The following is an 11509-nucleotide window of genomic DNA, read 5'->3' as shown; positions in this document are numbered from 1 at the left end:
CGGGCCGGGGGTGCCGCCGTGCCGCCATGAGCCCCACAGTGGAGTCATGACCGCGCCCGCAGCCCAGCGCCCCGACCACCAGTCGACCTCGAACCCTCCCGGGGCTCCCCACATCAGCACCGGGCGAGCCGGCGAAGATTTGATCGCCGGCCTGCTGGAGCGCTCCGGATGGACCGTGAGGGACCGCAACTGGAGGCCGGCGCCGGCCCCGGGGCGCCCACGGGGCGAGCTGGACATCGTGGCGCAACGCCACGGCGCGGTCACGGTCTTCGAGGTCAAGACACGCACCGGAGGGGACTTCGGCCACCCGTGCGAGGCCGTGGGTGCCGAGAAGCTGCGGCGCCTCCACGTCCTCGCCCGTGCCTGGGCCCGTGAGAACGGTCAGGCCGGGATCCCGTCCGTGGATGTGGTCGCCGTGCACTGGCCCAGAGGGTCCTCGCCGCGTGTGGAGCACGTGGGTTCCATCGGCTGGCTCTGACCACGGGGCTGCCCGGGCCGGAGATCGCCCGGCTGGTCGCAACGGAGCGGCCCACCGCGCTGTGACACGCCTTGTGGCCCGCAGCTGCTGCCCCGGGGCTGGACACATTCACGCGGGTGCGCCGAGCATTAGGAGATCCCCTGTGCCGCGTGTCACGGTATGACGGGGCAGGTACCGGGCGTCCGTGGACGGGGGAATCGCATGAGAACCGTTGCGTGGTTGCCGCATGCGCTGTCGGCCACCGCTGTGGCGGCAGCTGTGGCACTGGGCGTCGTCGCCTGCTCCCAGACCGGGGGCGCTCCGAGCGGTGCCCCCACCGTCAGCTCGTCCGTGGTCTCGGCAGACGGAGACCTGCACCCCGGCACCTTCCGCGCCGCACTGCCCAACGGTGCCACTGTGCGGATCACGGTCCCAGCGGCAGTCCCGTCCAGTGACGAACTCGAACGGCTGCGGCGGGAGGCGGGGGTCGAACGAGCCACCTACGCCTCGGTGGAGATCGACGACACCGTGGGTCGCTCACCCGTCTCCGTGAGCCGCCTCATCCTCACAGCCAGGGACGGCGCCACCTACCAGCTGGAGCACGTGTCACGGGCGGTCAAGAAGTGGCAGCCCCGATCCTTCGAGGGCGCCTACCGGGCACCGGACGGCTCGGCCCTCTCCAAGGAGACCGCGTGCCAGGTGAAACGCCGGATCGCCCACGCCGCCAAGTCCGCCACGGGCTCCGTCCCCGCCGGTCAGAAGGGACGCAATGTCCTGGTGGGGGACATCGACGGAATTCCCGAAGGCTTCGCGAGCCTCGAACTGGTGCCGGTGATCGGGGACCGCGAAGTGGCACCCGTGCGGCTCCACCCCGACACGGGGCGCCACGGGGGTGCGGGCACGGAGTCGTGGGACTCCAGCATTCCGCTGGAGCATGACGAGTACCAGGAGGACCCCGGGAACGGGTCGAGTGGGGGGCCCGGCGGGGATCTTGCGGATCCGCGGCCGGAGGAGCCCGTGCCGTCCGGCAGTCCCGCGCCGGGTGCGCCGGTGGACCCCGCCCTTCCCGGGCCCGTGGTGCCGGATCCGATCGTGCCCGGCCCCGAGGAACCCGGTCCGGTTGACCCAGGTCCGGTGGACCCGGGGCCCGTCAATCCAGGGCCCATTGACCCGGGTCCCGTGGATCCCGGGCCCGTGGACCCGGGGCCCACCAACCCCGGGCCCGTGGAGCCCGGACCTGGAGACCCCGGTGGCGGGGAACCGGGCGCCGGAGCTCCGTCTCCCGGAGTGCCCGACCCGAGTGCTCCCGCGCCCATCAGAACGGTTCCTGCGACTGTGGCCCCGGCGCGTCCGGCGCAGCCTCCCACGGTGCCGGGTACCTCTCCGACGGCTGCTCCGGCTCCCACGGTGCCGGGGTCATCCCCCGTCGCGACCCCCGTTCCCGGCGTGCCGGGGGCGCGTCCGGTGCCGACGCACGGTCCCACGGTGCCCAACTCATCTCCGGCACTTCCGCCTCCGGCTGCTACGGCGCCCAGGACGACTCCGGCGCCCTCGCCCGCTCCCGGCGTGCCCGGGTCATCCCCAACTCCCGAACCCAGGGCGCCGGAAGCGCGTCCGGAGCCGACACCTGGACCCGCGGCGCCCGGGTCGTTCCCGGTGTCGACCCCCGCGCCGCCAGGACCAGGGGAGTTGCCGCCGCCGGAAACCTGCCCTGAGGATCCCGCTGCTTGAGTTGGCGAGGCGCGACCCCTCGGCGGCTCCCACGCCCAGCTCCGAGATGCCGTCGAGCCCCGGGCAGTCGAGGGGCCCGTGGAGCGGCCGCGCAATGTGACACTGCCACCGGGCCGTCGGAATTCCAGGATCGCGTCCCCGGAAGTCCCCAAGCCTGGCCGCGGACCGGCAGGAGTGCGTTCGGTGGCACCGTGCGTCCCGGATCGGTCATGGCGCCATCCCTGCATCGGTAAGGCACCTCCGTGGTTCTCGTAGGAGGTCCGGGCCCCGGGTGGACCCCACACATCCTGAGCGCGGGCCGTGATGGGAGGCACCCGTCTTGCGTCGCGCGACTGATCCCGTGCGGCACCCAGGGCGTCTTTGACGCCGCTGGAGCACGGTGAGCGCCCTGCACACTGCGTGAAAATCGTGGAGGGGTGTGCGGCGGGAAGGCACGGTGGGTGCCATGACTTCAGTTCTCGCCCAACCGCCCCTCGCCGCGCTGGCAGGTGCCCGGTGAAGGGGTTCGCCCGCAGCCGCAGTGTCGCCCTGATCGGCCTGGAGGGGCACGTGGTGGACGTGGAGGCGGACATCGGGCAGTCGCTGCCGGGCTTCACGATCATCGGGCTGCCGGACCAGGCGGTCAACGAGTCCAAGGAACGCATCCGTTCCGCGGCACGTCACGCCGGCGCCCCGCTGTCCCCGCGCAAGATCACGGTCAACCTCTCGCCGGCCACCCTTCCCAAACGAGGTTCGCACTTCGACGTCGCCGTCGTGATGGCGGTCCTCAGCGCCCAGGGCGTGGTGCGAGTTCCCCCGGACACCGTCTTCTATGCCGAGCTGGGGCTGGACGGCTCCCTCCGCCCGGTCAGGGGAGTGCTCCCGGCGGTTCTCGCGGCCGTGCGGGACGGTTGCCCGCACGTCGTGGTGGCGGATGCCAACCGGGCGGAGGCCGAACTCGTCACGGGCGCGACGGTGAGCTCAGCCGAGCACCTGGCCCGTCTGCTGGTCGAGTTCGGGGCAGATCCCACGCTTGCGGCCCGGGCGGAGCCCGCCGCGCGGGGAACGGCACCCTCGCAAGCCCCGCGACCCAGGGCGATCTCCCTCGACCAGGACACGCGGGACCTGAGAGACGTGGTGGGTCAGATCGAAGGACGCAAGGCCCTGGAGATTGCGGCAGCCGGGGGTCACCACCTGCTCATGGTCGGCCCACCGGGCGCGGGCAAGACCCTCCTCGCGGAGCGCCTGCCGGGAATTCTGCCGGACCTCGAGGACGAGGACTCGCTCGAGGTCACCTCGGTCCACTCCCTGCGTGGAGACTCTGCGTGCTCGGCCCTCATCAGGCGGCCCCCTTTCCAATCCCCGCACCACGGGACCACGATGCCCGCCATGTGCGGGGGTGGCAGTGGCATGCCCCGGCCCGGTGCCATCTCCCTGGCCCATCGCGGCGTGTTGTTCCTGGACGAGGCACCCGAGTTCGACCGCCGGGTGCTGGACGCGCTGCGGCAACCCCTCGAGTCCGGCACGGTCACGATCGCGCGGGCCCAGTCCGTGGCGCAGTATCCCGCAGCGTTCCAGCTCGTGCTGGCCGCCAACCCCTGCGCATGCGGCCACGCGGGCGGCACCGGACAGGCGTGCACGTGCAGCTCGGTGCAGCGCCGCCGCTACTTCGGGAAACTCTCGGGCCCACTGCTGGACAGAGTGGACGTGCAGCTGCGGGTGCCCGCGGTGACCTACCAGGAGCTCAGCGCGGTGTCGGGGGATGCTCCCGAGAGCAGCGCGAGCGTTGCGCAACGGGTCGTCTGCGCCCGGGCCGCCCAGCAGGAACGGCTCCGTCCCCTGGGTTGCCGGGTCAACGCGAGCGTCCCCGGTGCACTGCTGCGCCGCAGACTCTCCCCGGGTGTTGACGCCGTGGAGCCGCTGAAGGCCGCTATGGAGCGCAGGGTGCTCACCGCCCGAGGATTCGTGAAGGTCCTGCGCGTGGCCTGGACCCTTGCGGACCTCGAAGGCGCCACGGTTCCCACCCGCGAGCACGTTCAACTGGCCCTCTACTTCAAGACCACGGTGACGACATGACCGGTGACCAGCACGGTGACAACGTCGCAGATGTCCAGCACCCGGCCGGTCCCTCGGAGGACGTGCGGGCGTGTCGCATTCGTCTGGCGCGCATCATCGAACCGAGCGACACAGCCGGGCTGCTCCTGCTCCAGGCGCTCGGACCCCAGATGCTGTGGCGAAGCATCACCGAGCTGCAGGAACCCACTCGCTCACTGCGCTCAGTGCTGCACAAGGCTTCCCAGGAGTGGCTTCCGGGCTCACGCACTCCCGACCTGACGGCACGTTTTGAAGCATGGCGGTCCCGGTTGCCGGTCCCCGCGACGGACGTCGAGCGCCGCCACGCTCTGCGGATCGGAGCCTGGACGGTGATTCCGGAGGACCCGGACTGGCCCGCGCAGCTGGCTGATCTGGGGCTGCAGCAGCCGATCGTCCTGTGGGGACGCGGAGACCGGGCGCTACTGGGACTGCTCCAGGGCAGCGTGGCCGTGGTGGGGTCCCGCAACGCCAGCGCGTACGGCGCGGCCGTGACGCGGGGCATCACCCGGGAACTGGTGGCCGCCGACCGGTGCGTGGTGTCCGGGGGGGCCTTCGGGATCGACGCCGAAGCGCACACCACGGCATTGCAGACCGCGGCGGGACCCGGCGCCACCGTGGCGGTCCTGGCCTGCGGCGTGGACAGGTTCTACCCCGCGGGCAACGCCGAGCTGCTCGGGCGGATCTGCGAGCACGGACTGCTGCTGAGCGAGGTGCCCTTCGGATGCGCTCCCACCCGGTACAGGTTCCTGCAGCGCAACCGGATCATCGCGGCTCTCACGTGCGCCACGGTGGTCACGGAGGCCGCGTGGCGCTCGGGATCCCTGAACACGGCACGGCACGCCGCGGGGCTCTCCCGGGAGGTGGCGGCCGTGCCCGGAGACGTGCTCGTGGGCAGTTCGGCGGGTTGCCACCGCCTCGTGCGGGAGGACCACGCGGTGCTCGTCAACAACGGGAGCGAAGTTCTCGAGCTCGTGGAGCCACTGGGCACCCCGCCCGGTGCCACCCACGCAGGCGCGAGCGGCCGGGACCTTCGTCCCGAGGACGATCTGGACCCCCAGCTGCTGCGCCTCTTCGACGCCCTGCCCCTGCACCGCGATGCGGATCCCTCGTCACTCTGCCGCGTCTCAGGGCTGGCACCGGGGGACGTCCTGGCCGGTCTGGTCACTCTGCGGGAGCGCGGCCTGGCCATGGACTCACTCCTGGGCTGGCGACGGGTAGGCTCCCAGCATGGCCGGCCAGGACGAAACTCCCGCTGACGGACGCACCTCCACGGGCGGGCGCACATCCGCCGGCGGACGCCCCTCCACGGTCGAGCGCACCGCCACGGGGGGACGAGCGACGACGAACGGGAGAGCCGCGTCTCAAACACGCTCCTCCCGATCCGTCGACGCCGCGGAGCGAACGGCCCCGGCGACGAGCCCGGAACCCGGGCCGCTCGACCACTACCTGCCCGGATTCCGTGCCCATCTCGGTCTCGAGCGCTCGCGCAGCGAGAACACGGTTCGGGCTTACACCACCGACATCGCGGACCTGTCGCGCTGGATGCGCGTGACGGGCATCGACGACATCGACCTGCTGGACCGGGACGCTCTGCGCGGCTGGCTCGCCGACCGGCACCAGCGGGGGCTGGCCCGCAGCTCGATCACCCGGGGCATCGCCGCGGTGCACACGTTCTTCCACTGGGCCGTGGACACCCAGGGGCTGCGTCACGATCCGGCCGCCGGGCTCAAAGGCCCCCGCCCTGCACGCCACCTGCCGGAGGTCGTCGGAGCCACCGCGCTGTCCACCATGCTGGACACTCTCGCGGACACGGCGCTGGGGGAGCACGAGGACGAACGGGCCGCCGCGCTGGCCGCGCGGGACTGGGCTCTGCTGGAACTGCTCTACGCCACGGGTGCGCGCATCGGCGAGCTCGTGGGGGCGGACCGCGCCCATCTCGACCGCGCGCAGCACGTGCTCACCGTGACGGGCAAAGGGAACAAGCAGCGGCGAGTGCCCTACGGACAGCGGGCGGGGGAGGCACTTGACCTCTGGGAGCACCGGCGGTCTGCCCTCGCAGGGCCGCGCGCCGCCGACGCCCTGTTCCTCGGGGCTCGTGGGGCGCGCATCGATCAGCGCGTAGCCCGGGGGGTCGTGGCGAGGGAACTCGGCAGCGTTCCGGACACCGGCGCTCGCGGCCCGCACAGCCTGCGGCACAGCGCGGCCACCCACCTGCTGGACGGGGGAGCGGACCTGCGCACCGTGCAGGAGCTCCTGGGCCATGCCACCGTGGCCACCACGCAGATCTACACCCACGTGTCCGTCGATCGGCTCCGACGGGCGTACTCACAGGCACACCCCCGAGCTTGACATTCAAGCTCGCAGCGCCCACCAGGTTGACCGTGGGTGGGCCCTGCTGGACAATGAACCCGAGTGAGGAAGTTCGCACCGGCCTCGAATCCGTGGCGAACGTCACCTCACTCGCTTCAACTGCATCACGGCGCCGGGCTGACAGCACTGAACTTCCGAGCAGGACGTTGGGGAAGACGTACCTACACGACGGAGGAACAGGCTATGTCTTCACCCACCACGCGCGGAGTGCTCTACGTGCACTCCGCGCCCCAGGCGCTCTGCCCCCACATCCAGTGGGCACTGGAATCCGTGTCGCATCGGCGGACGGATCTTGAGTGGACCCCGCAGAACGCCGAGCCCGGTTGCGTCCGCACCGAACTCGAGTGGTCCGGCCGTGCCGGCACCGGCGCGCTCCTCGCGTCTGCCCTGCGCACCCTGGGCCGGGTCCGCTTCGAGGTGACCGAGAACGCCAGCCAGGGCAGCGACGGGTCCCGGTGGTCCTTCACCCCGGACCTGGGCATCTTCCACGCCACCACGGACGTCGCCGGGAACATCTGCGTGAGCGAGGACCGGATCCGCTACGCCTTCGAGGCGGCAGGGGGAGATCCCGCCGCCGTGGTGGAGGAGCTCTCGCTCGCGCTGGGTGAGGCCTGGGACGAGGAGCTCGAACCGTTCCGCCACGCGGCCGAGGGCGCTCCCGTGCGCTGGCTCCACCGCGTGGGCTGATCGAGGGCATTCCCGAGCACCCGCACCCGCGCCTCCCGAACAGCGCAGCCGCACCTCCGTCCGCGGCGCGCGCTGCACCTCTCACCTCAGGGAAATGGCGGGGTGACGACGTCTGCGGTGAGGTGGCGCGATCGCTGACGTGGCGGTTCTGGTCCCTCCGGAAGAACCGGCGTGGGGCGCTGGTGTCCCACGGCTCCCTCACCGCGAACCGGTGTGCCCAGCCCCCGTCCAACCACGCAGCTCAACCCCGAGACAACAGAGCCCGGCGCTCCCCGCAGAGGGGAGCACCGGGCTCTGTCACAGGTGCGCGTCCCGACCCCGCGAGGGGGCCGGGGACGCCATCACACGGTTCGGAACGCGGCGACGGAGTTGTGTCCGCCGAACCCGAAGGAGTTGGAGATCGCGACCATGTCACCGGCCGGGAGCTCCCGCGCCGTGGTGACCACGTCCAGGTCGATGCGCGGATCCTGGTTCTCCAGGTTGATGGTGCAGGGCGCCATCCGCTCGGTCAGGGCGAGGACGGCCAGGACACCCTCCACGGCACCCGATCCGCCGAGCAGGTGGCCGGTCATGGACTTGGTGGCGGACACGGCCATCTGGTCCACCGCGTCACCGAACGCCACGCGCAGGGCACTCGCCTCTGGCACGTCACCCACGGGGGTGGAGGTGGCGTGGGCATTGACGTGCTTGATGTCCGCGGGCGCGAAGTCCCCGGACTCCATGGCCTCCCGCAGGGCACGAGCGGGGCCGCCGTCCTCCCCGGTGGCCGGCGCGGTGATGTGGAACGCGTCCGAGCTGAGCCCGGCACCGGCCAGTTCGGCGTAGATCCGGGCGCCGCGTGCCCTCGCGTGCTCCTCGGACTCGAGGATCACCGCTCCTGCGCCCTCGCCCATGACGAACCCGTCACGGTCCATGTCGAAGGGGCGGGAGGCGCGCTCGGGCTCGTCATTGCGGCGGGACAGTGCCTGCATGGAGTTGAACGCGGCCACGTTCATAGGGTGGATGGCGCTCTCTGCGCCGCCCACGATCATCACATCCGCCTTGCCGGAGCGGATCAGCTGCAGACCCTGGAAAAAGGCCTCGGTCCCGGAGGCGCACGCCGACACCGGTGTGATGGCGCAGGCACGGGCCTTGAACTCCATGCTCACGGAGGAGGCGTTTCCGTTGGGCATGAGCATGGGAACCGTCATGGGCTTGACCCGGCGGGGGCCCTTGGTGCGCATGGTGTCCCAGCCGTCCAGGAGGGTCCACACGCCGCCGATGCCCGTGCCGAAGGCTACGCCCAGGCGCAGCGGGTCGACGTCGTCGCTGGTGTCCGCGTCCTGGCCGGAGAACCCGGCATCGGTCCACGCTTCGCGGGCCGCCGCCACGGACAGCTGGCCGGAGGGATCCAGACGCTTGGCCTGTACGCGGGAGACCACGTTCTCCGCGGGCTTGGGGCACTGGGCGCCGATGCGGACGGGGAGGTCGTACTCCTCGACCCAGTCCTGTTCGAGGGCGTGAACGCCCGAGACGCCCTTGAGTGCGTTCTTCCAGGTCTCCTGGACGTTCTCACCGATGGGCGTGATGGCACCCAGGCCGGTGACGACTACTTTGCGGGACATGTTCTGCACTTCCTCGTGTCCGAAATCGCAGGTGTTCCAGGAGCTGCTGCTGTCCAGCCACCTGGCGTGACGGCGGTGGCGCACCTCCTGCACAGGGGGTGCGCCACCGCTCGCCCGGGCATCAGGCCTGGGCGTTGTCGATGAAGTTGACGGCGTCCTCGACGGTCTTGAGGTTCTTGACCTCTTCGTCGGGAATGGTGACGTCGAACTTCTCCTCGGCGTTGACCACGATGGTCATCATGGAGATCGAGTCGATGTCGAGGTCCTCGGTGAAGGACTTGTCGAGCTGCACGGCTTCGGTCTCGAGGCCGGTCTCTTCGTTCACGATCTCTGCCAGGCCGGCCAGGATTTCGTCTTTGCTCGCCATTTCGGCTTCCTTTCGTTGAGGTCGCGCAACGCAACCGTTCTTCGTGACCACGGGGCTTCGGTGGAACCCCCGTTCGGAGCCCCCGATCGCTCGGGCGGTCCGTGGACAAGAGGTGTGCGGTCTAACCCTACGACACCCCGGGGACTGGATCAGGGCAGGAGCACCACCTGGGCGCCGTACACCAGACCGGCCCCGAAACCGATCTGCAGGGAGGGCTTGCCGGACAGCTCCGGGTGCTCCGCGAGCAGGCGGTGGGTTGCCAGGGGGATGGAGGCCGCGGAGGTGTTGCCGGCCTCGGCGATGTCCCGGGCCACGATCACGGACTCGGGGAGCTTGAGCACCTTGGCCATCTGGTCGATGATCCGCATGTTGGCCTGGTGCGGCACGAACGCGGCGAGGTCCTCGGGTGCCAGACCGGAGGCGTCCAGTGCTTCCTGGGCCACTCGGGCGCCCTCCCACGAGGCCCAGCGGAACACGGTCGGCCCGTCCTGGCGCAGCGTGGGCCACATGGTGGCTTCCGGGTCCATCTCGCCGGTCTCCGGGTCCACGAGATCCTTGGCGAAGCTCCGCTCACCCCCGCGCTCGACGGCGCGGATGTCGGTGAGCGGGTGGGTCATGCGGATGGCGTCCCACTTGGAGCCGTCCGAACCCCAGACCGACGGCCCGATGCCCGGGACGTCCGACGGGCCGATCACGACGGCCCCGGCGCCGTCTCCGAGCAGGAAGGAGATGGAGCGCTCCGAGTTCTCGATCACGTCGGAGAGCTTCTCCACGCCGATCACGAGAACGTTGGTGGAGTCACCGGAGCGCACGAGCGCATCCGCCTGGGCGATCCCGTAGCAGTACCCCGCGCACGCCGCGGAGACGTCGTACGCGGCGGCGGGCGTGGCCCCGAGACGGTCCGCGAGCTTGGCGGCCACGGAGGGCGTGAGGTACGGGAAGGACACCGTGGAGACGATGATCGTGCTCAGCTGGTCACCGGTGAGACCGGAGTTCTCGAGCGCCTCGCGTGCCGCGTGCTCCGCCATGTCCAGGACCGACACGTCAGCCGGCGCGCGGTGGCGGGTGTGGATGCCGGTGCGCTTGACGATCCACTCGTCCGAGGAGTCGATCCACTGGCAGACGTCGTCGTTGGTCACGATCTCCGACGGCCGGTAGGCGCCGATGCCCAGGATGCGCGTGTGGGCGTGGGGAATGTTCTGTTTGATGGTCGCCACGGGAGGCCGACTCCTTCGATGGTGCGGATCTCAGCGAGTGCGGGTGGATCACCCTTCTCAGGTCAGCGTACTCCGCACGAGGTCCAGGTCCTGCGGGGTGTTGACCGCCGTTGCGGGGACACCCTTGAGACCCCTCTTGGCCAGTCCCACGAGGGTTCCGGCGGGCGGCAGCTCCACGACCTGCGTGACGCCCATGTCCGCGAGGGTGGCCATGCAGGCGTCCCAGCGCACGGGGCGGCACACCTGCTCCACGAGGGAGTCCAGGAAGGCCGCGCCACCGGGGGTGCGGGCGCCGTCGTGGTTGCTCAGCAGTGCGTGCTCGGGGTCTCGTGGGGAGAGCTCGGGAACGAGGGCCCGCAGCGGCTGCAGGGCCGGGGCCATGTGCTCCGTGTGGAAGGCGCCGGCCACCTTGAGCCTGACCACCTTGGCGCGGGTGGGCGGGTTCTCGGCGAGCGCGTCGAGCTGCTCGAGGGTTCCTGCGGCCACCACCTGACCGGCCCCGTTGGCGTTCGCGGCCGTGGCGCCCACGGCGGAGATGGCGGCGGCGACGTCGTCCGGGGTGCCACCGAGGACGGCGGCCATGCCCGTGGGGGTTGCCGCGGCGGCGGCAGCCATCTCGGTGGCGCGGACCCGCACGAAGCGCATGGCGTCGGCCTCGGTCAGCACGCCGGCCAGGGCCGCGGCCGTGATCTCACCGACCGAGTGCCCGGCGAGCACCACGTCGGAGCGTCCTTCGAGCTGGGGGGCGAGCAGCCGCCCGGCGAGGAGTCCCGCGGCGACGATCAGCGGCTGGGCCACCGCGGTGTCCTTGATGGTGTCCTCGTCCGCCTCGGTGCCGTAGTGCGCGAGGTCCAGCCCGGCGGCGTCGGAGAGCTGCGCGAGGTGCTCGGGAACGCCCGGCACGGTCAGCCACTCGGAGAGGAATCCTGGTTTCTGTGACCCCTGACCGGGGCAGACGAGTGCATTCACCCGTTCATTCCACCAAGTCGGGGGGCCGCCGCGG

General features: G+C 71.2%; 9 protein-coding genes. 5 read left to right on the top strand and 4 right to left on the bottom strand.

The window, feature by feature from the left end:
- The first annotated feature begins 46 nt into the window (after positions 1–46).
- The 5 genes from AABM36_RS09070 to AABM36_RS09050 all read left to right on the top strand — a co-directional run bounded on the left by AABM36_RS09070 (position 47) and on the right by AABM36_RS09050 (position 7318).
- Positions 47–478: a YraN family protein gene (locus tag AABM36_RS09070; RefSeq protein ID WP_423445909.1), complete on the top strand. Its 432-nt coding sequence runs from the start codon at positions 47–49 to the stop codon at positions 476–478.
- A gap of 2205 nt (positions 479–2683) precedes the next feature.
- A complete protein-coding gene (locus AABM36_RS09065; RefSeq protein WP_423445907.1) occupies positions 2684–4243 on the top strand; it encodes a YifB family Mg chelatase-like AAA ATPase in 1560 nt (519 codons plus the stop codon).
- Positions 4240–5517, top strand: coding sequence for a DNA-processing protein DprA (gene dprA, locus AABM36_RS09060; RefSeq protein WP_423445906.1), 1278 nt, complete (start codon positions 4240–4242; stop codon positions 5515–5517). Before AABM36_RS09065 ends, dprA begins: the two co-directional genes overlap by 4 nt.
- Before the next feature lie 190 nt (positions 5518–5707).
- Complete coding sequence (locus AABM36_RS09055; protein ID WP_423447934.1) at positions 5708–6610, top strand: tyrosine-type recombinase/integrase; 903 nt, start codon at positions 5708–5710, stop codon at positions 6608–6610.
- 204 nt (positions 6611–6814) lie between these two features.
- Positions 6815–7318: a DUF3145 domain-containing protein gene (locus tag AABM36_RS09050; protein WP_019308985.1), complete on the top strand. Its 504-nt coding sequence runs from the start codon at positions 6815–6817 to the stop codon at positions 7316–7318.
- A gap of 341 nt (positions 7319–7659) precedes the next feature.
- Here AABM36_RS09050 and AABM36_RS09045 read toward each other — a convergent pair whose 3' ends face one another.
- From AABM36_RS09045 to AABM36_RS09030, 4 genes are all read right to left on the bottom strand, one after another.
- Complete coding sequence (locus AABM36_RS09045) at positions 7660–8922, bottom strand: beta-ketoacyl-[acyl-carrier-protein] synthase family protein (RefSeq protein ID WP_423445903.1); 1263 nt, start codon at positions 8920–8922, stop codon at positions 7660–7662.
- 121 nt (positions 8923–9043) lie between these two features.
- Positions 9044–9289: an acyl carrier protein gene (locus AABM36_RS09040; RefSeq protein ID WP_019308987.1), complete on the bottom strand. Its 246-nt coding sequence runs from the start codon at positions 9287–9289 to the stop codon at positions 9044–9046.
- 149 nt (positions 9290–9438) lie between these two features.
- Positions 9439–10506: a beta-ketoacyl-ACP synthase III gene (locus AABM36_RS09035; protein WP_423445901.1), complete on the bottom strand. Its 1068-nt coding sequence runs from the start codon at positions 10504–10506 to the stop codon at positions 9439–9441.
- 57 nt (positions 10507–10563) lie between these two features.
- Complete coding sequence (locus AABM36_RS09030; RefSeq protein WP_423445899.1) at positions 10564–11475, bottom strand: ACP S-malonyltransferase; 912 nt, start codon at positions 11473–11475, stop codon at positions 10564–10566.
- Positions 11476–11509: the final 34 nt, after the last annotated feature.

Origin of the sequence: Kocuria sp. KSNUG, assembly GCF_049532735.1 — a bacterium.
Lineage (GTDB): Bacteria > Actinomycetota > Actinomycetes > Actinomycetales > Micrococcaceae > Kocuria > Kocuria rhizophila.
Note: the sequence above shows the minus strand (reverse complement) of the source record. Positions and strands in the feature narration are given on the sequence as shown.